Origin of the sequence: Paracoccus sp. R86501, assembly GCF_042466435.1 — a bacterium.
GTDB lineage: Bacteria > Pseudomonadota > Alphaproteobacteria > Rhodobacterales > Rhodobacteraceae > Paracoccus.
Window position 1 is genome coordinate 132,707 of record NZ_JAXHPZ010000005.1, and the last position, 21,047, is coordinate 153,753.

At 63.3% G+C, this 21,047-nt stretch carries 21 protein-coding genes and 1 pseudogene; 11 read left to right on the forward strand and 11 right to left on the reverse strand.

From position 1 onward, the window contains the following. Window positions 1-3 precede the first annotated feature (3 nt). The 5 genes and pseudogenes from SJY40_RS16650 to SJY40_RS16670 all read left to right on the forward strand — a co-directional run. Window positions 4-1,104, forward strand: coding sequence for an ABC transporter ATP-binding protein (locus tag SJY40_RS16650; protein ID WP_378949381.1), 1,101 nt, complete (start codon window positions 4-6; stop codon window positions 1,102-1,104). Between the two features lie 14 nt (window positions 1,105-1,118). Then, window positions 1,119-2,360, forward strand: a complete 1,242-nt coding sequence (locus SJY40_RS16655) for an ABC transporter substrate-binding protein (protein WP_378949384.1) — start codon at window positions 1,119-1,121, stop codon at window positions 2,358-2,360. Between the two features lie 59 nt (window positions 2,361-2,419). Then, a complete protein-coding gene (locus SJY40_RS16660) occupies window positions 2,420-3,889 on the forward strand; it encodes a glycoside hydrolase family 28 protein (protein WP_378949387.1) in 1,470 nt (489 codons plus the stop codon). Then, complete coding sequence (locus tag SJY40_RS16665; RefSeq protein ID WP_378949390.1) at window positions 3,883-4,998, forward strand: glycoside hydrolase family 105 protein; 1,116 nt, start codon at window positions 3,883-3,885, stop codon at window positions 4,996-4,998. The genes SJY40_RS16660 and SJY40_RS16665 overlap by 7 nt, the downstream gene beginning before the upstream one ends. A 569-nt stretch (window positions 4,999-5,567) precedes the next feature. Next, a pseudogene (locus SJY40_RS16670) lies at window positions 5,568-5,978 on the forward strand (IS3 family transposase); the annotation flags it as partial. Between the two features lie 143 nt (window positions 5,979-6,121). On the opposite strand, the gene SJY40_RS16675 reads toward SJY40_RS16670, so the two are convergent. Then, window positions 6,122-6,424 carry a hypothetical protein gene (locus SJY40_RS16675; RefSeq protein WP_378949393.1) on the reverse strand — a complete coding sequence of 101 codons (303 nt, stop codon included), beginning with the start codon at window positions 6,422-6,424 and terminating at the stop codon, window positions 6,122-6,124. Window positions 6,425-6,634: 210 nt separating this feature from the next. Here SJY40_RS16675 and map point away from each other — a divergent pair, with 210 nt between their 5' ends. Beyond that, window positions 6,635-7,387 (forward strand): type I methionyl aminopeptidase, encoded by a 753-nt coding sequence (gene map / locus SJY40_RS16680; RefSeq protein ID WP_378949396.1) that lies wholly within the window; start codon window positions 6,635-6,637, stop codon window positions 7,385-7,387. 42 nt (window positions 7,388-7,429) lie between these two features. Next, a complete protein-coding gene (locus tag SJY40_RS16685; protein ID WP_378949399.1) occupies window positions 7,430-7,909 on the forward strand; it encodes a metallophosphoesterase family protein in 480 nt (159 codons plus the stop codon). Window positions 7,910-8,001: 92 nt separating this feature from the next. On the opposite strand, the gene SJY40_RS16690 is transcribed toward SJY40_RS16685, so the two are convergent. Continuing rightward, window positions 8,002-8,133 carry a hypothetical protein gene (locus tag SJY40_RS16690; protein WP_378949401.1) on the reverse strand — a complete coding sequence of 44 codons (132 nt, stop codon included), beginning with the start codon at window positions 8,131-8,133 and terminating at the stop codon, window positions 8,002-8,004. Window positions 8,134-8,146: 13 nt separating this feature from the next. Between SJY40_RS16690 and SJY40_RS16695 the strand changes: the two genes are divergently transcribed. Together SJY40_RS16695 and SJY40_RS16700 are read left to right on the forward strand one after the other, a co-directional pair. Then, window positions 8,147-8,989 (forward strand): type 1 glutamine amidotransferase, encoded by an 843-nt coding sequence (locus tag SJY40_RS16695; RefSeq protein ID WP_378949404.1) that lies wholly within the window; start codon window positions 8,147-8,149, stop codon window positions 8,987-8,989. Window positions 8,990-9,092: 103 nt separating this feature from the next. After that, window positions 9,093-9,986 carry an NAD-dependent epimerase/dehydratase family protein gene (locus SJY40_RS16700; protein ID WP_378949407.1) on the forward strand — a complete coding sequence of 298 codons (894 nt, stop codon included), beginning with the start codon at window positions 9,093-9,095 and terminating at the stop codon, window positions 9,984-9,986. A gap of 477 nt (window positions 9,987-10,463) precedes the next feature. Here the strand turns inward: SJY40_RS16700 and SJY40_RS16705 are convergent, their stop codons facing one another. The 3 genes from SJY40_RS16705 to SJY40_RS16715 all read right to left on the reverse strand — a co-directional run bounded on the left by SJY40_RS16705 (window position 10,464) and on the right by SJY40_RS16715 (window position 11,816). After that, window positions 10,464-10,631 (reverse strand): hypothetical protein, encoded by a 168-nt coding sequence (locus SJY40_RS16705; RefSeq protein WP_378949410.1) that lies wholly within the window; start codon window positions 10,629-10,631, stop codon window positions 10,464-10,466. Continuing rightward, window positions 10,628-10,756: a hypothetical protein gene (locus SJY40_RS16710; RefSeq protein ID WP_378949413.1), complete on the reverse strand. Its 129-nt coding sequence runs from the start codon at window positions 10,754-10,756 to the stop codon at window positions 10,628-10,630. The genes SJY40_RS16705 and SJY40_RS16710 overlap by 4 nt, the downstream gene beginning before the upstream one ends. A gap of 169 nt (window positions 10,757-10,925) precedes the next feature. Further along, window positions 10,926-11,816: a transglutaminase family protein gene (locus tag SJY40_RS16715; RefSeq protein WP_378949416.1), complete on the reverse strand. Its 891-nt coding sequence runs from the start codon at window positions 11,814-11,816 to the stop codon at window positions 10,926-10,928. A 104-nt stretch (window positions 11,817-11,920) separates the two neighbouring features. Here SJY40_RS16715 and SJY40_RS16720 point away from each other — a divergent pair, with 104 nt between their 5' ends. After that, complete coding sequence (locus tag SJY40_RS16720) at window positions 11,921-12,319, forward strand: hypothetical protein (RefSeq protein ID WP_378949419.1); 399 nt, start codon at window positions 11,921-11,923, stop codon at window positions 12,317-12,319. Window positions 12,320-12,816: 497 nt separating this feature from the next. Here the strand turns inward: SJY40_RS16720 and SJY40_RS16725 are convergent, their stop codons facing one another. From SJY40_RS16725 to SJY40_RS16750, 6 genes are all read right to left on the reverse strand, one after another. Further along, window positions 12,817-13,038: a hypothetical protein gene (locus SJY40_RS16725; protein ID WP_378949422.1), complete on the reverse strand. Its 222-nt coding sequence runs from the start codon at window positions 13,036-13,038 to the stop codon at window positions 12,817-12,819. Window positions 13,039-13,052: 14 nt separating this feature from the next. Then, window positions 13,053-14,027 carry a siderophore-interacting protein gene (locus SJY40_RS16730; RefSeq protein ID WP_378949425.1) on the reverse strand — a complete coding sequence of 325 codons (975 nt, stop codon included), beginning with the start codon at window positions 14,025-14,027 and terminating at the stop codon, window positions 13,053-13,055. Between the two features lie 787 nt (window positions 14,028-14,814). Continuing rightward, window positions 14,815-15,642, reverse strand: a complete 828-nt coding sequence (locus SJY40_RS16735; protein ID WP_378949428.1) for an ABC transporter ATP-binding protein — start codon at window positions 15,640-15,642, stop codon at window positions 14,815-14,817. Then, window positions 15,642-16,670 (reverse strand): FecCD family ABC transporter permease, encoded by a 1,029-nt coding sequence (locus SJY40_RS16740; RefSeq protein WP_378949431.1) that lies wholly within the window; start codon window positions 16,668-16,670, stop codon window positions 15,642-15,644. The genes SJY40_RS16735 and SJY40_RS16740 overlap by 1 nt, the downstream gene beginning before the upstream one ends. Before the next feature lie 2 nt (window positions 16,671-16,672). Then, a complete protein-coding gene (locus SJY40_RS16745; RefSeq protein ID WP_378949434.1) occupies window positions 16,673-17,692 on the reverse strand; it encodes a FecCD family ABC transporter permease in 1,020 nt (339 codons plus the stop codon). Continuing rightward, the gene (locus SJY40_RS16750; RefSeq protein ID WP_378949628.1) at window positions 17,689-18,636 is read right to left on the reverse strand and encodes an ABC transporter substrate-binding protein; all 948 of its coding nucleotides are present in this window, start codon (window positions 18,634-18,636) and stop codon (window positions 17,689-17,691) included. The genes SJY40_RS16745 and SJY40_RS16750 overlap by 4 nt, the downstream gene beginning before the upstream one ends. A 302-nt stretch (window positions 18,637-18,938) precedes the next feature. On the opposite strand from SJY40_RS16750, the gene SJY40_RS16755 reads away from it, so the two are divergent. Further along, on the forward strand, window positions 18,939-21,038 hold the full coding sequence (locus tag SJY40_RS16755; protein ID WP_378949437.1) for a TonB-dependent siderophore receptor: 2,100 nt from the start codon (window positions 18,939-18,941) through the stop codon (window positions 21,036-21,038). Window positions 21,039-21,047: the final 9 nt, after the last annotated feature.

Genomic DNA, 21,047 nt, shown 5'->3' on the forward strand with positions numbered 1-21,047 from the left:
CCGATGGCTCGTCTGCAGATCCGCAATCTTGAAAAGACCTATGGCAACAGCTTCAAGGCCGTCCACGGGATCAACCTGGACGTCCGGGACGGGGAATTCATGGTCCTCGTCGGCCCCTCGGGCTGTGCGAAATCGACGACGCTGCGCATGATTGCGGGGCTGGAAAGCATCACCGGCGGGCAGGTGATGATCGGCGACACGGTCGTGAACCGCCTGCAACCGGGCAAGCGCGGCATCGCGATGGTGTTCCAGAACTATGCGCTCTATCCGCATATGAAGGTGCGCAGGAACCTGTCCTTCGGGCTGCGCCTGCAACGCGCATCCCGATCCGAGATCGAGCGCCGCACCGCCGAGGTCGCCCGCATCCTTGAGATCGAGCCGCTTCTGGACCGCCTGCCCAAGGAACTCTCGGGCGGACAGGCGCAGCGCGTGGCGCTTGGCCGGGCACTGATCAAGGAACCCAAGGTCTTTCTGTTCGACGAACCGCTGTCGAATCTGGACGCCAAGCTGCGGGCCTCGATGCGGGTCCGGATCACCGAATTGCACCGCCGCCTTAAGGACGAGGGCATGCCCTCGACCGTGGTCTATGTCACCCACGACCAGACCGAGGCGATGACCATGGGCGACCGCATCTGCGTGATGAAGGACGGTCGCATCATGCAGGTGGCCGACCCCAAGACGCTGTACGACCGCCCCGCCAACGCCTTCGTCGCGGGCTTCATCGGCAGCCCCGAGATGAACCTGATCGAGGGCCGGCTGGAGGGGTCCACCTTCCGCGTGGGCGACCAGAGCCTGACCCTGCCTGCCGAGCTGATGGACCGCCTGCGCGGCTGGTCCGGCGCGGCAAGGCTGGGCATCCGCCCCCAGCATCTGCGCCTGAACGCCGGGCCGGGTCTGCTTAGCCGCGTCGCGGGGGCCGAATTCATGGGCCATGAGGTCGTGCTGCACCTGGACGTGGCGGGCACGCGCATGGTCGCCGTCCTGCCCGCCGCCGATTACGCCGCGCTGGACCGCGGCGCCGAGGTGACGCTGAGCCCGGAACCGGGCTGCGCACATGTCTTCGACAGCGCGGACGAGAATGTCTCGCTGCCCGTGCTGAACTGAGGGAGGGGAACCCGATGAAGCTTTTGACCACGACGATCCTTGCGGCCGGTCTGCTGACAGGCGCAGCCCATGCCGAAGACCTGCGCATGTCATGGTGGGGCGGCGACGCCCGCCATGCCCAGACCCGCGAGGCGCTTGCCGTCTGCGGCGAAAAGCACGACCACGATGTCGCCGCCGAATTCACCGGATGGGCGGGCCACCAGGAACGCATCACCACCCAGATCGCAGGCCGGACCGAGGCCGACATCATGCAGATCAACTGGCCGTGGCTGCCGCTGTTCTCGCCCGATGGTACGGGCTTTGCCGATCTGCGCGACCATGCTGACACGATCGACCTGTCGCAATGGACCGACGCACAGCTGGCCGGAGGCGAGATGAACGGCGTCTTGAACGGCCTGCCCGTGGCTGAAACGGGCCGGGTCTATTTCTTCAACAAGACCGTCTTCGATGCGGCGGGTCTGCCCCTGCCCTCGACCTGGGACGAGGTCCGCGCCGCCGCGGGCAAGCTGGGCGAGGGCGTCACCCCCTTCGAGGCGCAGGGGCTGAACGCGATCTTCCTCGTCTCGACCACGGTGACGCAGATGACCGGCAAGGATCTGATCGACCCCGAAACCACCACCGTCGCCTGGACCCCCCAGGAACTGGCCGCGGGCATCCGCTTCTATCTGTCGCTGGTCGAGGATGGCGTGATCCGCAGCTGGCAGCAGGTCGCCTCCGAAGGCAACATCGAGCTGTTCGAGATGCGACCCTGGGCCGAAGGCCGGATCGCGGGCACCTATGAATGGGACTCGGCCTATGCTAAATACGCCGATCCGCTTGGCGATCAGGAACTGGTCCCGGTCCCCATGCTGCAGGTCGAGGGCGCGGTGAACGACGGCACCTATCGCAAGCCCTCGATGCTGTTCGCGATCTCGGCACGGTCGCAGCACCCCAGGGCCGCCGCCCAGATTATCGACTGCCTGCTGAACGACGCGGATGCCATCGACATCCTGTCGGATTCGCGCGGCATTCCCGCCAGCCGCACCGCCGCCGAGCGTCTGGCCGCAGAAGGGCTGATCGACGCCAATGTCGTCGCCGCCCACGATCTGGTGCAGCAGGGACAGGGGCCGGTACCCTCGCCCCTGAGCGAACACCCCAAGGTGCGCAGCATCTTCGGCGACTACCTCGAGGCGGTCGCCTATGACCAGATCGGCCCCGAAGACGCCGCAGCCGAGATGATCGACGAGATCGACCGCGCCTTGCGCAGCTTCCGCTGATCCCCGTCACCCGAACGATCCGGCGGCCGCGCGCCGCCGGACCCCGCAAGGAGCCTCCGATGACATTGCACCTCGTGGCGGCGACGCCGCGCTCGGTCGCCCTGCGCCTGTCGGTGCCGGGGGGGCTGTATCACCTGCCCCGACCGCTGGAGTGGCATCTGACCGGACCGGATCTGGACCGGCGCGGCACGACCGACCGCGTGGTGACGCCCTTCCACGACCTGCCCCCCGGCACCCCCCTGCGCATCGCGGTTCAGGGTTTAGTGTCCCTGATGCTGACCACCCCACCCTGCGCGGGTGCGGTCACGCTGCGCGACCCAGCCCACGCCCAAGCGATGCTGGACGCGCTGCCCGATGGCGGCACGCTGATCGTGCCTGCGGGGCGCTGGCAGGTGGCGCCGCTGCTGATCCCGTCGCGCCGCCATCTGTATCTGGCCGAGGGGGCCGAGCTGGCCGCCCCCGACCATCGCGACGGCTGGCCGCTGCTTGACCCCGCCCAAGGCGGCAGCTGGGAGGGTCTGCCCGACATCTGCCATCGCGCGATCCTGACCGCGCTGGACGCCCGCGACATCACCATCACCGGACCGGGCCGCATCGACGGCGGCGGGTCGCGCGGCGACTGGTGGAGCTGGCCCAAGGACACCCGCAACGGGGCACGCCGCGCAAGGCTGCTGCATCTGGTCGGCTGTCGGAACGTCACCGTCCTTGGGCCCACCGTCGCCAATTCGCCCAGCTGGACCATCCACCCCTTCCGGTCGCGCGACCTGACCTTCGCGGCCATGACGGTCGAAAACCCGCCCGACAGCCCCAATACCGACGGGCTGAACCCCGAAAGCTGTCAGGACGTCACCATCGAGGGGCTGCGCTTTTCCACCGGCGACGACTGCATCGCCATCAAGGCGGGCAAGCGGGGCGACGACGGCAATGGCGACCACCTTGCCCCCACCCGCAACATCGCCATCCGCCACTGCCTGATGGAGCGGGGCCACGGCGGCGTCGTCATCGGATCCGAGATGTCGGGTGGCGTCACCGATGTCCACGTCAGCCATTGCCGGATGGCGCAAACCGACCGCGGCCTGCGCATCAAGACTCGCCGCGGGCGGGGCGGAGAGGTGGCGCGCATCACCCTTGCCGATTGCCATATGACCGATGTCGATACGGTGCTGGCGATCAATGCGCATTACTTCTGCGACCACGACGGCCATGATCCGCAGGTCCAGTCCCGTGCCCCCCTGCCCGTGACGCCGCTGACCCCGCAGATCCGCGACATCACCCTGACGCGCCTGCATGCCGAAGGGGTGCGCCTGGCAGTCGCCGCCTGCCTCGGCCTGCCCGAGGCGCCGGTGCAGGGCGTCACCCTGCGCGACATCACGGCCAGCTTCGCCCCCGCGCTGCCCGCCCCTCCGCTGATGGCCGATGGCGTCATGCCCGTCAGCGGCGCCTTCATCATGGCCGAGCATTGCGCCATCGACGCCCCGTCCGACATGCCCCACGGCCCCCTGACCGCCAAGGATTTCGCCCCATGCTGAGATATTTCGACGCCTATGCCACCCGTTACCGCCCCTACAAGGGCGGCGCTTGGTGCTATGAGGACGGCTGCATCTATCGCGGGCTGGAACTGCTGTTCGAGGCAACCGACGAGGACCGCTGGCGCGACCACCTGCTGCGGCTGGCGCTGGCGCAGGTCGATGCCGAGGGCCAGATGGCGGGCTATGACCCGACCGATTACAACATCGACAACATCCTTGCGGGGCGGGTGCTGTTCGCGCTGGACCGCTGGACGGGGGATCCGCGCTGGATGCGGGCGGCGCGGCGCTTGGGCGATCAGCTTGCCGATCATCCCCGCACGGCGGGCGGCAGCTATTGGCACAAGCGGATCTATCCGCATCAGGTCTGGCTGGACGGGCTGTACATGGGGCTGCCCTTCCAGATCCAGCTGGGGCTGCATCAGGGCGACCAGCGTCTGGTGCAGGATGCGCTGTCGCAGCTGCGTGATGCCCTGGCGATGACGGCGCGGCCCGACGGGCTCTACGCGCATGGCTGTGACACCTCGGGGGCGCAGGATTGGGCGGACCCCGTCACCGGGCAGTCCCCCGCCGCATGGGCGCGGGCCATCGGCTGGCAGGCGATGGCGCTGGTCGATACGGCCCGTCTGATCGGCCCTGCAAGCTTTGCGGCATCCGGGCTTCTGGCCCCCACCCGCGCGCTGCTGACCCGCATCATTGGCCTTCAGCGCCCCGACGGCGGCTGGCTGCAGGTGATCGACCAGCCGGAGCTGCCGGGGAACTACACCGAAAGCTCGGCCTCGGCGATGTTCGCCTATGCGCTGAACGCGATGGGCGATCTGCCCGGCGCAGGGGATGCGGCGGATCGCGCGATGGGGTTCCTGGCATCGCGCCTGCACCATGACGGCGCTGGCGCGGGCTTTGGCGGCATCTGCCTTGTGGCGGGCTTGGGCGGGTTTTCGGGTGTCTATCGTGACGGCACCCCCGCCTATTACCTGACCGAGCCGGTGGTCGCCGATGACGCCAAGGGCACCGGCCCGCTGATGATGGCGGCCGCCAGCAACACCGCCGCCATGATCGCGCTAAACCACTCCGGTATCGGAAAAGCCGAAATATCAGAACAACGCGAATGACCACCAGAACGCGATCGCCATCCATTAAACGACTATCAACAGATCAAAAAACAGCGCTGCCAGGGGTCTGTTCAACCGATGCAGCACATCGGCGTCGTTCGACCTCTTTGCCTGATCTTCGCGCCACCCTGCCATTAGGTCATCTGAGCACATGCTTGTTCCCGTGATCAGCGCCTGACCGCCGACATGATGCTGGTTCGGTGCAATTCCGATCTGGTTATCTCACAGGCATGCCTGACGGATTCCGGATCAGATCGAGGGCGTGAGCTCCATCCGAGATGCCATGCCGTCGGCCCACATACGATGCGTCACAACCGCGATCCGGCGTACTGATGCGACCATGGCTCTCTTCCGGCCCCGGGGTTCAGCAGCGCGAGCACCCTACCTTCTGGGTCATGGCCCTGGGCCCCGGTTGATCATGGCCGTCGCGGCCTGACGAAACCTGCGCGTCAGGTTCGCTCACCTGTCCTGGTGAAGCTGACGAATACATCCCGGTTGCTAGACCGATTGCGCGACGGCGTTAAGTCCACTCAACGGCTACCGCACTATCAAAGATGTAAAGCGGGGGCGTAGGCTGGCGGGCAAGCCAAACAGCGCGCGCAGGCTTCCTTGTCAACGTCCTAGAGCAGACGTCCCATGATCGCCGCAAAGCTAAGAGGGCGAGGCTGGTTCATCATTCCGACCGCGGGTCGCAATACATGTCGAACAATTACAAGGAAAGGCGGGCATGCGGGCATCAAGCCCTCCGTCGGCAATCGTCAGCGACAGCTGTGACAATGTTCTGGCGAGGACCATCAACGGTCTTATCAAGGCCGAGGTCATTCATCGTCGAGGACCGCGGCGCAACTTTCGAGGCTGTCGAATACGCCAGGCTGAACCGGGCGGATTGTTCGAACGACCGCCGCCTGCCCGAGCGGCTTTGGAACGTCCCTCCGGCGGACGCAAAGGCAAAATTCTACGCATCTTTGCAACCCGCATAGGTGGTTGCGCAACTGATCGTCATCACCCACCGGCAACCGCGGTGTGGTTCAGACCACCGTTCGAAGTTTACGGAGCGCTGAATGTGCTTGGTGCCCGTCGATACCTTCAACCGATAGGCAACCGGGCATGAACCCGCGGCAGGCTACAGTGACAGATCCTCGATGATTTCACCGCGGACACCTTCCAGCGGCCCATCTTCGGTGTGTCGAACGAGATAGTCGTAGGCGGCATCATGGGTGTCGAAAGTCATGGGGGCATCTGTCGCGCTGAACTCTCGGCCGTGGTGCGACAGCTTCATATGGGGCGCTGCGCCCATGGCTATGACAAATCTCGGCATCTGTACTCTCCTCGGTTCGGGATGGCCGGCAGCGGACATGGCCGCACGGTCACCCTGCCCTCGGCAACGCGGAACGGTGCCGAAACGACCCATCTGCTTGAACGACATTTTTACCGGACCTTCCATGTTCGATGCGCTTGTGCCCCGAAGCAGATAGCCTGCTGCAAACTGGCCAATCAGTGCATGATCGGGACAACGGTGCAGTTTTCCCCAGGCGGAGGACGCAGCATCGTTGACCAGGCGTCGCCTGATCTGCGAATAATGGCGCAGCTGCGATGTCAGCCTCTCTGGCTATTTCCAATTCCGGGACATGATACGATGACGATCACGCATCAGGACGAACTGGATGGCCTGAGGAGGATCGGCCGGATCGTTGCGAACACCATGCACAGGATGGCTGCGGCCATGGAGCCCGGCATGACCACCCGTGAGCTTGACGGCATCGGTCAGGACCTGCTTGAGCGGGAGGGCGCGCTGTCAGCCCCCAAGGCCACTTACGACTTCCCCGGCGCGACCTGCATCAGCGTGAACGAAGAGATCGCCCATGGCATCCCCGGCGATCGCAGGCTTGTTGCGGGTGATCTGGTCAACATCGATGTCTCGGCCTCTCTGAACGGCTATTTTGCCGATACCGGAGCCAGCTTTTGCCTTGGGTCGGTGCCGCCGACCCTTGACCGGCTCTGCCGCGACGGAAAGCGCGCGATGCGGATCGGCATCGCTCAGGTGGGCCACGACAAGCCGCTGGCCGGGATCGGTAATGCCATCGGCGCTTTCGCGTCCAAGCGCGGCTATACGCTGATCCGGAACCTGGCCAGTCATGGCGTGGGCAGGGCCCTGCACGAGGCCCCCGAAGAGGTTCCGACATGGCCCACCAAAGGCGACAGGCGCCGGATTCACGACGGCCTGGTGCTGACGGTCGAGCCGTTCTTGTCGCGGGGTGGACAATGGGCGATCCAAGGGGCAGATGACGATTGGACCCTCCATAGCCGGCCAGCCGCATCCGTCGTGCAATACGAACATACCGTTGTCGCAACCCGCCGCGGCGCCATCATTGTCACCTTGCCGGGCTGACCGCGCAGCCATTCGATCACCGACAGGAGGTGCCCCCTGCCCTTGCCCCAGCCATCTTCCGATCAATGCATCGGCGTCATCTCGGACACGCATGGCTTGCTTCGACCCGAGGCTTTGGCGGCGCTCGATGGCGTGAACCGCATCCTGCATGCGGGTGATATCGCGGATCCTACGCATCTTGAAACGCTGGCGCGCATCGCCCCGGTGACGGCCATCCGCGGCAACATCGACCGCGGTGACTGGGCCGAAGCGCTGCCCGAAGCCGTGACCCTGACCATCGGCGGCCTGCGGGTCCACATGATCCATGACCGCAAGACCTTGCGCGCCGATCCGGATGCCGAAGGCTGGGACGTCGTGATCTCGGGCCATTCCCACAAGCCGGGCATCGAGGACAGCGGCAGCACCCTTTGGCTGAACCCCGGCGCGGCCGGCCCTCGCCGCTTTCGCCTGCCGATCACGCTGGCCTACCTTTGGGAAGAGGCCGGCCGCCCCCGCGCCTTGATCCACACCCTGTCGGTTTAAGGCGCTTCCGGCCGAGCCAGTGCGGGTCAATTCAGCCGTCAGGTTTCCAGGGTACCAGCCACCAATTCAGAACCCGATCCCACCGCCTTGGGTCAGGATTGCGCCTTCCCATCGTTGCCCATGCCGTTCGTTTTGCAGACGAAAACAGCTTCACCTGCGTGGCCAATGGCCGCATCTGTGAACGCAATGCCCCGCACGGCGTTGTTGGTCTTCGCGCGTGTCACGAAAGGCCTGCCATTGTCCCCGATCATTCTTGTCGTCTCAAGCGAGACGGTTTCGCAGCAGAACGAGCGCCGCAGCTATGCCGGTCAGGCCTCGCATGAGAGTTATGCCGCCGCCCTGCGCCGCCTGCGTCCCGGGATCGCGCTGGAGACGGCCTCCTGCTTCGAGGCGGGTGACATCCCTGATCCAGAACACCTCGGCGGCATCATCTTTGCCGGCTCTCCCATCCAGATGCACAAGGACAGCGCCGAGGCCCGCGCTGCAGCACGGTTCATGTCGCAGGTGTTCGACGCCGGAGTGCCCGCCTTCGGATCCTGTGCCGGTCTGCAGATCGCCGCGGTGGCCGCAGGAGGCGAAACCGGGCCGCGCCGCCCCGGTGCAGAGGTCAGCTTTGCCCGCGACATCACCCGCACCGAAGCGGGCGTCCGGCATCCGATGCTGGACGGCAGGCCCGCCACATGGACGGCGCCCGCCATGCATTCCAGCGTCGTGACCCGTCTGCCCGCCGGAGGGACCAATCTGGCCGCAAACCCCGACACGCCGATCGAAGCCGCCGAGATCCGTCACGGAAGGGGCATCTTCTGGGGCGTCCAGTATCACCCCGAACTGTCGTTGAGCGAGATTGCCGCCTCGACGCTTCATCAGGCGGAAGATATCATCGATCAGGGTCTGGCCCGCGATCGGCGTGACCTCGACGACATGGCGGCCCGACTGCGTGACCTTGACGATGCGCCCGCGCGGGTGGACGTCGCTTGGCAGCTGGGCCTGAACGCCGAAATCTCGCTTTTCGAACGTCGCACCCGCGAGATCGACAATTTCCTGAACGCGGTCGAGAAAGACATCCTCCGACCCACCTGAGGGCAAGCCAACACATCGGTTGCCGGGGCGCGTACCCGCCGCTGATGCCAGCCCGAACGCATGAAGCAACCCCATCCCGGGGGACATCAACACCGAGGGACAAATGACAAAACGCATCATCTTTACAGGCGGAACAGGCAAGGCCGGCCGTCATGCCGTGCCCCATCTGCTGGACAAAGGCTACCAGATCCTGAACATCGATCTGAAGCCACTGGACCTTCCCGGGGTGAACACGCTGATCGCCGACATCACCGACAGTGGTCAGGTCTTCAACGCCTTCACCACCCATTTCGGCTTTGACGGCTTCGACAAGGGCACACCGCCCAAGGCGCCGGACGCCATCGTGCATTTCGCCGCCGTGCCTCGGGTGATGATCCACCCCGACAACACGACGTTCATGCAGAACACCATCGGCACCTACAATGTGCTGGAAGCGGCGATGAAGCTGGGCGTGCGCAAGGTGATTTTTGCAAGTTCGGAAACCACCTATGGCGTCTGCTTTGCCGAAGGCGACAAGGATTACCACGCCTTCCCGCTGGAAGAGGATTACGACAGCGATCCGATGGACAGCTATGGCCTGTCCAAGGTGGTCAACGAAAAGACCGGCCGTGCCTTCGCGATGCGCTATGGCGCCGATGTCTATGCCTTGCGGATCGGCAACGTCATCGAGCCGCATGAATACGCGAACTTCCCCCAGTATCTGGCCAACCCGATGAGCCGCAAGCGCAACGCCTGGAGCTATATCGACGCCCGCGATCTGGGCCAGATCGTGCATCTGTGTCTGCAGAAGGACGGGCTTGGCTATCAGGTGTTCAACGCGGTGAACGACACCATCACCGCCACGATGCCGACAGCAGAGTTTTTGGCGAAATATGCCCCAGATACGCCGATCAACCGGCCCATGGGTCAGGATGAGGCCCCCATCTCCAATCGCAAGATCCGTGAGATGCTGGGGTTTCAGGAAGCGCACCCTTGGCGGAACTATGTGAAGATCTGATCCGATCTTCTGTCCATCCCAATCGGTCGCAGCGGCGACGCTGCGGCTGACCAGCCCGCATTAAATCGCCGCAATGTCGTGGCATCGCTGGTGGCAGGAGGTGGGCGCATTCAGCCCGGTCGTCGGAAGCTATCGATCTTCCGTGGTGCCGAATGTCGCTGTGTCTTTGACGAAATCTGCGGGGGATGCAGAGCCGTGCCGGTCCTGCCGAAGGTGGTGGATGGAACTTCGGTTCCTTTATCCGGATCTCGTCTGCTTTCGATGTGCTAAAAAACGCGTGCCGCGCGTGTCTTGTTTCTCGCGGTAGCAGGCGATCAACCACGCTTTCGGCCCAAGGCAAATGCTCGCATCGCCAATCCGTGGATGGTCCGGAATGGCGCCGTGCAGCCTTGGCATCCGCGCTGCATGGAACTTTCATAAGTCGCAAGAGGCGTATGTGATGAGCGGCCAGCCTGGACAAGCCAGCCGCCGACCAGGTCACAGCCTCAGCTTGCGCCTGCTCTCGATACTGCGCACGGCAAAGCTTGTCGCCTGACCGATCGTCATCCCAAGCGCTATGCAAGTCACGACGATCGACCTCGCATCGCGGGCATCCTCGGTCAGGGAGGCATCGCCGGAACCATGCGCCTCGGTGGGGTGACTCATTTTCCGGCCCGTGCGACCGCGTTGGACACAACATCTTTCGTGCTGGGTGCAGCGGCGGTTGTCTTGGGCTTTTCCTTCTTGGGCTTTTTCTCGTCGCGTTTACGCTTGTTCATGCCCTTGGCCATGGTCGGCTCCTGTAAAGCCGTCGAATGTTCGACGGACTCGCCACATTAGACCTTTCCCGGAAGATAGATATGAAAATCATTCAGGGCGGACATTGTGACGATGGTATTGCCGACATCACGTCTTTTCTGCGTGGTGACCAACCCTTCACGGACAGCTTCATGTTCCGGTTCACGACGTGCCGGCCATGGCCAAGGTCAGGGCCGGCGCCTCGGGAAGCTGGCCCAGTTGAGCCAGAACGGCGGCCTCGGTGACATCATCGGCAAGTTCATCCGTCCACACCCTGAGCGTTTCCAGCGTGTAGTTCCCGAAGGAGGTGACCATGGCGCCATCCGCCGCGTCGCGACCACGCACCATCAGGATACGGCCGATCCGCGGGGTGTTGTACCGGGCATCGAATGTGTACCAGCGATCCTCAAGATAGACCTCGAACCAGGCGCAGAAATCGCCGGGTCCCGATGGCGGAACGCCGATATCCCCCAGATAGCCGCTGGCATAGCGCGCCGGGATGTTCATGGCGCGGCACAGCGCGATCGCCAGATGTGCGAAATCCCTGCAAACGCCCGTCGCTTCGGTCATCGCCTGAACCGCAGTTTTCGTAGGACGGCCGAATTTGTATCCGAAGGTCAGATGATTGTGGACGAAATTGCAGATCTCCTGCACCCGCGCCCAGCCAGGCCGTGTCGTTCCGAAAAGATCCCAGGCCTGCTGCATCAGAACATCGGATTCGCAGTATCGGCTGGCCGTCAGGAACGGGAGCGTTTCGGGCGGAAGATGCGCGATCTCATGCTGGCGTGCGTCCCAATTGAAGACATCGGGCTGCCCGTCGATCTGGATCACATCGTCGGACCATAGCCGCGACTGGCCTGCCGACGGTACCAGCCGTGCCCGGCGATTGCCGAACGGGTTGACAAATTCTTCGACTGGCATCTGTGGTTCCGTCAGGACCTTGTTCGCACCAAGAATACGCCCGGCCACCGAGGGGTGCGGCGAGAGTGCAAGGATAAGCGGAACTGGCGTCGGAGAGTTGATGACGATTTCGAAACCGAAGCGGATGAACATGTCGTGCCTCCTTACGAGGGGCAATTACGGGATGCGGAGAGTGCTCCGGTGCAGCCTCGGCAAGCACCGGATCAGGCCATCCACGACGATAAGGCCAAGTGTCGATGTTGAACGTCCTGCACCGCGTCCAGTCTGTTTTTTGGGCCGACAGTTTTCGGGTTTGGCTGCAAGACGATACGTCCCCGGGACGGGCACGATGGGCGGTTTTGCTGTTCCAGAAGATGCTTGCCCTTGCTGCCAAACGGCAGTTTGACACGATCGGTAACGCCGTGGCTCGGGGGTCGTTCCCCAAACCTCTGGATGAACTCGGAATCACCAGCGAATTGAAGGTGCATCGCTGTGGTTATGAAGTACCGGACAGCTTCATGGCATCATGCGCAGGTCATCAACGATTCCCATATGGGCTGGATGAGCAGATGAACTCATTCCACCGCTATTGTCAGCCTCCCGGCTGCCAAAGGGTACGTGGCTATCCAGTCAATACGATCGTAGGGCGGCTGTAGGCAGTCACGCATCGCCGCTCCGGCATTCGCTGTCGCAACCACCTATGTCGGCGGTAAATTCCCGGCTTTGGTCCACAACCGTCGGGCGTGAGAGCGGCGCCATCTGCGCCGGGATCGACGCGACCGGCCCATTTGCGGCTGGCCGTGCTCGTATAGCAGCGCCCGCAACGCATTCACATCTGCGGTCCGGTGATGCACCAGGCGCTCCTAGGCACGGATGACCGCTATTCGACTGTTTTGGGTTCCATGAAACGCATCTCGGGCTGGCGTACCACGATGACGATCGCCGCTGCATTGAACGCGTCAATTTTTCTCCCGCGACACAACGGGGTGCGCGTAGTGCGGTGCGATCAGCCTCACTTCTAGCCCAAGAGTTCCAATCTCACGGGCTCAAAAATATGCGCCGCCGCACGCCTAAAAGATTACCATGCCGGTCTCTTGCTGCGTCATGAACACGGGGAATTGCTTCCGCCACAGCGTCTTGCGGAACTGGATCTTTACCTGTCGAAGGGCGCATGAACTTGAAAAACTGCCTTTGCCAGATCGACCCCGATCATCATGTTCTTCATCTTGCCGTCCTCCTCGGCGCGTGGCGTTGAACACCACGACCTTGGGATATTGCGATGCCGGCAAAAGAGGAAGCCATCCGACCCGTCCTGCCGATATGAAGAACCGGACAGCTTTGCATTCGGCAGACAAATACCATCGGCGGCGATCAAGCCAGCGGAGCCGCTCAGTCCCAGTAAGCAGCCGCCAGAAAGTCCCGCTTGGCGATACCGCGTGCAAGAAGATGCTTGCGTGCCTGGCGGGCCAAAGGCGAACGACCCGCGAACCAGACAAAGCCCTTGGGCGGCAGGTCGATCAGAACCAACCTTTCCAGCAAATCCTGACAACGGGTGATGCGGGGATCACCTGCAAAGCGTTCCAGATCCGCGATGTCTGCATCGACATAGGCGCGCACGGGACCATCGATGACGACATCCGCCAGATCAAGTATACGGGCGATCGCCGGCAGTGCGGTCTGATCCCCGAACAAGGTCAAAGCCTGCGCCTCTGGGCACCATCCGCCGCCCGGTCCGATGATGGCAACCTGCGTGCCGGGCTTGACGGTCTCGGCCCATTGGCATGTCGGACTGCCATCGTGGCGGAAGATGTCGAAATCGATCCAATCACCCCCCTGCCCCGCCACGGTATAGACGGGCCGATGCAACTGATCATCCCCCGTCGGCCAGATCGTCCGTCCGGTCGGACCGACAAACGGCCAGACGGGTGCACGACCTTCAGGTGGCAGCAGCAGGCGGAAGTGCAGGCTGTCCTGACCAAAGCGCGGCGCATCGGGACCGTTCAGACGCACCCGCAGGAAGTTGGGGCTAATGGCGCTGATGCTGGACACCTGCATCAGCGACAGACCAGGGGCCAGAGCGCCTTCGTCGACATGGTCCCATGTGATCTCCAACCCGGCTTCGACAAAGATCTCGGTTGCACTGTCTTGCAGATTACCGATCAGCCGCGCCTCGGGAGCCAGCAATTCGACCTGCGCACCATCGGTTTCGGCAGTCAATCGCAGCTCGCATCCCCAGACAAACAGGCTGAGAACGCCCGGCGTTTCGGTCAGGGGTGCATCCCATGCACTGGCGCGGGCCTTCAGCGCCGCAGCCGCCGCCCCCGATGCGCGCGGGATGGTGCCCACACGGCGATGACTGGACATGAATGACATGAGGCCCCTTCCTTTGTCTCCGTATCTGCGATTTCAAAGTAATTTTGTCAACTAATATTGGAGGCCTGCTTGGCGGCTTTGCAATCTGAAAATTGCATGGATGTTCCGGACATCTGCAAGGAATTTGACCGTGATATCGGATCGTGGGCCGCGATGGCCGAAATCCTGACCGCATGCTCTTCGACAGACGACACATATCTTCGGACCGGCGCTCCTCAAGAGCAGGGATCGCCACGACCCTTCGATCACCCGCCTGCCGACCAGCGACCGCGCGGCTGTCGACGGTTGTTTTTGCCTTGGCAAATGGTCGCGTTTGGTACCGAAGAATTACGAGCCTTGTTCGGAGTTACAGATGTTGGGCGGTTGGTATCTGGTCAATGCGCCCTTCCGTGTCTCGACACAGAAACCCATGTCCATGGCGTGTAAGGGCTGTCAGCTGAGCGCCTTGCGATTGTGCCGGCCCATGATGAATACCAGATGCAGGACCTTGGCGCATGTGGATGTGGCTGATGTGGGGATAGCAAGCCTATCGGTAGAGGTGATGGACCGGCCTTCAGGAAGTGAACGTAAATCTTGCTGGTCCTGGGGTTTCAGGCCGGATCGGCACAAGATGCATGCGCTTCATTAGCCGACGACCTTGGCGGCGTCCGCCTTGAAATCTCTCGCGTTGCATATGGCGGGCCATTTGCCGTTAGGCTGGCGATAAGGAACTGGGCGCGCCAGCAACAGCCACTTGCATCGCCGTCATACGGATCAGCCCTTGGACAATGGCCGAAGCTCAGCCACCGGTCCGAATTCCTGCCTCTGCCTCTGACAGCCCGTGTCGCCCCAAAGGCAGCATCAGTGGCCTGCCCGAAGCGGGGTCGCATATGACCATATTGTCCAGACCGAAGACCGCCCTGACCATATCCTGCGTCAGCACCTGAACCGGGGTGCCTGTGGCGTGGATCGCGCCCTTGCACATGGCGACCAGATGATCGGCATAGCGCGCCGCAAGGTTCAGGTCGTGCAGCACCATCACCACCGTCGTTCCGCGCGCGCGGTTCAGATCGACCAGCAGGTCCAGAACCTCGATCTGATGGCAGATATCCAGATAGGTCGTCGGCTCGTCCAGCAGCAGCAGGTCGGTCTGCTGCGCCAGCGCCATCGCGATCCAGACCCGCTGACGCTGTCCGCCCGATAATTCATCCACCGCGCGGTCGGCCAGATCCTGCGTGCCGGTCGCCTGCAAGGCCTGCGCGACGGCCTGATCGTCGCGGGTGGTCCAGCGTGACAGCATTCCGTGATGGGGGTGGCGACCGCGCCCGACCAGATCGGCGACGGTGATACCCTCGGGGGCGATGGGGGTTTGCGGCAGCAGGCCCAAGGTCTGCGCCAATTGCCGTGCAGGCATCGCATGGACCGATCGACCGTCAAGCAGCACCTGACCGGCACTGGGCTTCAGCAGCCGCGACATGGTGCGCAGCAGAGTGGATTTTCCGCAGGCATTCGCCCCGACAATCGCCGTAATCTGCCCCGACGGGATGGCCAGATCCAGCCCCTGCATAATCAGCCGGTCGCCATAGCCCGCCGAAAGATCATGCGCCGAAAGTAAATGCTGGGTCATCAGTTTGCTCCGGTCTTGTTGGCGCGGATGATCAGGAAAATCAGATAGGGTGCGCCCACCGCGCCGGTGACGACGCCGACGGGGTATCTGCCGGGCAGCAGGAATTGGCCCGCGTAATCGCCCGCCAGAACCAGAAGCGCGCCGACAAGCGCGGCAGGGATCAGCACCGATCCGCGGGTGCCGATGATCCGCACGGCGATGGGGCCGGACAGAAAGGCCACGAAGGCGATGGGGCCGGTGACGGCGGTGGCCACCGCGATCAGCCCGACCGCCGCCATTGTCACCACCAGCCGCGTGCGGGCCACATCCGTGCCGAGCGCTGTCGCGGTATCATCGCCAAGGCCCAGCATGCCCAGATTGCGCGTCTGCCCGATCAGGATCGTGCCGAAGACCGCCAGCGCCAGCGCCAGCCACAGGGCCTGATCCAGCGTGGCGCCATTCAGGCTGCCGGTCAGCCAGCGCATCGCCTGTTGCAGATCCCACGACGGCGCTTGCGTCAGCAGATAGGCGATGGCGCTTTCCAGCATCGACGATACGCCGATGCCGACAAGGATCAGCCGCGCGCCCGATATGCCATTGTTGAATGACAGGCCAAAGATCAGCGCCGCGACACCCAGCCCCGCGATGACCGCACAGGCCGCCACCCAGGGACCGTCAAGCGATAGCGCGACGATGGCAAAGACCGCCGCCGCGCTGGCACCGGAATTGATGCCGATGATATCGGGGCTGGCCAGCGGATTGCGCAGCATCACCTGAAACGCCGCTCCGCCCAGACCGAAGCTGAAGCCCGCCAGCACCGCCAGCACCGCGCGGGGCAGGCGCAGATGCCCGACCGTGAAGGATGCACCGGGCACATCCGCGCCCAGCAGGACGCGCAGGACATCCTGTGGCGGGGTGAAGGATTGTCCCAGCATCAGGCAAAGCGCAAAAAGGGCGGTCAATATGGCCAGAAGAGCGGTGACGACCCTCCGGTATCCGGCAATGCGGAGCCTGCGCGACAGGCGCAACTGATCATGGGTCGCCTGCATGGTCACAGCCCCCGGATGCGCTGACGGCGCACGATCCAGATGAAGAAGGGTGCACCGATCAGGGCGGTGACGATGCCGACCTGCAGCTCGGCCGGGCGAACAAGGATGCGGCCAAGCGTGTCGGCCGCCAGCAGCAGGCCCGCGCCCACCAGCGCCGACATCGGCAGCAGCCAGCGGTAATCCACGCCGGTCAGCATGCGGCACAGATGCGGCACGACCAGCCCGACGAAGCCGATCGGCCCGCAAATCGCCGTCGTCGCGCCGCAAAGCAGAATGGCCGACAGCGCCGCCAAAGCCCGTGATATTGCGGTGTTTTCACCCAGCCCGCGGGCCAGATCCTCGCCCAGTGCCAGCAGGTTCAGACGGCGAGCGGTCGGGATGGCCAGTGCGAAACCCACGATAAGAAAGGGCAGCACCTGCGTGATGCCTGCGAAGGTGGCACCGCCGACGCCTCCGATCTGCCATGAACGGACGCCGCCCGCGATATCGTTGCGCGGCAGGACCACGGCGATCACCATCGATGACAACGCGACCGAGGTCGCGGCCCCCGCCAAGGCCAGCTTCAAGGGGGTCGCGCCGCCACGCCCCAGTGATCCGACGGCATAGACCAGCACCGCCGCTGCACCCGCGCCAAGGATGGCCGTCCAGACATAGGCGCCAAGTGTGGACATGCCGAACCATGCGATGCCGATGACGACGGCCAGTGATGCGCCCATGTTCACGCCCAGGATGCCCGGATCGGCCAGCGGATTGCGGGTGACGCCCTGCATGATCGCACCCGCCAGCCCAAGCGCCGCCCCCGCCAGAACGGCCAGCACCGTGCGGGGGATGCGGGCGGCAATGGCAGCCTGCGCGATATTCTGGCTTTGCCCGCGAAGGGCCGCCAGCATGTCGTCCAGTCCGACATTGCGGGTGCCGATGGCGATGGACAAGGCGCATAGCAGGGCCAGCACCAGCAGGGCCGCGCCCAGCCAGAACCCGCGCCCGCGCTGCGCTGCCGTTATGTCAGCCGTAGTCGTCATTGCGATTTAAGCGCGGCTTCGGACAAGCGCGCGACATAGTCCGGCAGCAGATAGGGGATCGCCAGCGGCGTGGGGTTCGCGGCGGCGGCTTGCGGGCCGCTGCCCAGCATCACGACCGCATCATTGGCGACGGCAGGCATGCGCGATAGCAAGGGATCGGCCTTCATCAGGTCCAGCATATCCTGCCCGCCGTAGGTCACAATGATATCCACATCGTCGAAGATATCGACCCGTTCGGCGCTGACCGACCCCGAGAACTGGCCCGGCTTGGTCGCCTCGACGACGCTCTCGGGTGAGGTCAACCCAAGGTCGCCGAAGAACTGCACCCTCGCGTCATTGCCATTATAGAAATTGACGACGCTAAGGTCGGTGGGGTCTAGATGGGTGACGAACATGGCCGTCTTGCCCGCGATCTCGGGGTGGGCGGCGGTGGCGTCGTCGATCAGGGCCTCGGTCCGGGCGATCAGGGCGTCGCCTTGGGCGGCCATTCCCATGCCGGCGCTGTCAAAACGGATCATGTCACGCCAATCGGTCGTCCATGCCGATTGCGGATAGGCGACCACGGGGGCGATCATGGATAGCGTGTCATAGTCGGACTGGCTCAGCCCCGAGTAGGCCGCCAGAATGACATCGGGCCGTGATGCGGCAACGGCCTCGAAGTCGATGCCCTCGCCTTCGTCGAACAGGGGCGGAGCGTCGGCACCCAATTCCTTCAGCCGTGCGCTGACCCACGGCAGGATCCTGTCGTCGTCATCGTCACCGAACCCCGCACCTGCAAAGCCGATAGGGATAACACCGAGGGCCAGAGGAACCTCGTGATTGGCCCATGCGACGGTGGCGATGCGTTGCGGTTTGGCGGGGATGGTCGTTGTGCCAAGCGCATGGTCGATGGTCATCGGGTAACCGGTATCCTGCGCGGCAGCGGGCAGCGGGATCGCCTGCATTGTCATGGCGGCCAGGATCATCGCACCAATAGGGAATTGAACTAACACTGACGATACTCCGTTGAAACCAAATGCTTTAAGATTACGATTATGCGATAGCGCAACCGTTTGCGTCGCATTTTAGCGACAGTTGCAGAGTTTCTGACAAAAATGATAAGAATAAGCAAGACGATTGCTTGGCCCAAGTCTAGAAGGTCTGCACAGCGACCCGTTGGGGCGCGTGCAGACTCTGCGCAGTCAGCCGCCGGCCGGTAGCCAGCACAAACAACAAACCAGATTTGCGGAACTTGAACATGTCGATCATGACGAAAAGCGGCCCTTTCACGGGCATGCAGGGCAGGATGCTGATTGCGGCACTGCTGGGGTGCAGTTCGGTCATTGCCGTGTCGGCCACGGGCGCGTGGGCGCAGCAGACGGATGACGGTGTCATCATCTTGGAGCCGATCGTGCTGCGGGCCGACGGCGATCAGCCGGGGTCGATCGTGGCGATGCAATCGGCGGGGGCCGGCAAGATACAGACCCCCTTCCTTGACAGCGCCGCATCCGTGTCCGTCATCACCGAAGCCGAAATCAAGCAACGCGGCGCGGAAACCGTCGAAGAGGTCCTCTCGTATACGGCGGGGGTCGTCACCGACCAATATGGCGCGGACGACCGCTTTGATTACTTCAAGGTGCGCGGCTTCTATCCCAATGCCTATCGGGACGGATTGTCGCTTGGAAACCCATTCGGCAGCGTCCGCGAAGAGGCCTATGCCTTTGACCGGGTCGAGGTTCTGAAGGGCGCGAACTCGACCGCCTTCGGCGTGTCCGACCCCGGCGGTTCGGTGAATTACAGCACCAAGCTGCCCAAGACCGAACGCTTTGGCGAGGCCTATGTCACCGGCGGATCGAACGACCGCGCCGAGGCTGGTTTGGATGTCGGAGACAACCTGACCAAGGATGACACTCTGTCCTATCGCCTGACGGCGAAGGTCCGCGATGGCAAATCGGAATACGAGGCTTCGCGCAATGATGAGAAATTCCTGATGGGTGGCCTGACGTGGCGCCCGACCGATGCCACCAAGCTGAGCGTTGTCGTCGATGTTCTGGACCGCGACGCGGTTCCGGGCAGCGGCGGTTTCCCCATCGGCACGGATTTCGACCGGAGCGAGTTTTTCGGAGAGCCTGACTTCAACTATCGTGGCACAGATCGCACCACGGCCAGTGTGATGTTCGACCATGATTTCGGCGGCGGCCTTAGCGTCGGTACGAACCTGCGCTACAGCGATACGGCCAGCGATTTCGGCTATGCCTATGTCTCGGGGAATTCGGGTGTGGGCACCATCGCCAATCGGGCCTTCTTTACCAGCGACAACAAGGGTCATCAGCTGATCGTGGATGCGCGGCTGCAATATGACACCTATTTCGCGGATGTGGACAGCCGCAGCCTGTTGGGTATCGAATACAGCAAATCAAGCCAGTCCGAGACGCTTGGCTTCGGCGCGGCCCCCGATATCGATTGGGTGAACCCCGTCTATACCGGTGCGCCCGACAGCGTTCCGACCATCACAGATACGTTCACCAGACAGCGAGGCAGGGCGATCTATGCCCAGCAGGACCTGACCTTTTCCGGCAGATATATCGCTTCGGTCGGGTTGCGGCATGACTGGCTGGACAGCACGGAAACGAACCACCTGTCGGGGGTCATTGGCAGCAGCGACATCAGCGAAACCACGGGGCGCATCGGTCTGACCTATAAGGCCACGGATGAGGTTTCGGTCTATGGCAGCTTTGCCCAATCCGTCGCCCCCGCCGAGCTGGGCCTGGAACCCGAACGCGGCGAGCAATACGAGCTGGGCGTCAAATACGCCCCCTTGGCCAATCGTGCCATCTTCAGCGCGGCGATCTATGACCTGACCAAAGATAACATCACCCGCACCGACCCCGCCACCAACCTGCAGTCCACCATCGGAGAGGTTCGCGTCCGCGGTCTGGACCTCGAGGCGAAGGCCGAAGTGACGCCCAACATGACGCTGACCGCGGCCTATTCCTATATGGACAGCCAGATCGTCCGGAACGGTACGGCCGGAAACGAAGGCAACAGTCTGGCGCTGGTTCCGGAACATTCGGGGTCCGTCTGGATGCATTATCTGGTCGATGGCAACCAGACCCGCGGCGACATGACCTTCGGTCTGGGGGCGCGCTATGTGGGTGGTTACGAATATGACGACGCCAATACCGCATCGACGGGCGGTCATGTGATGCTGGATGCGTCGTATGCCTATCAGGTGAATGAACAGACACAGCTGTCCGTGCATGTCAGCAACCTGACGGATATGAAATATTCGGCCTATGGCGGGTTGTACGCGGATTTCTATAACGCGGGCCGCGAGGTATCCGCCACGCTTCGCCGCAACTGGTAAGTAGTTTCG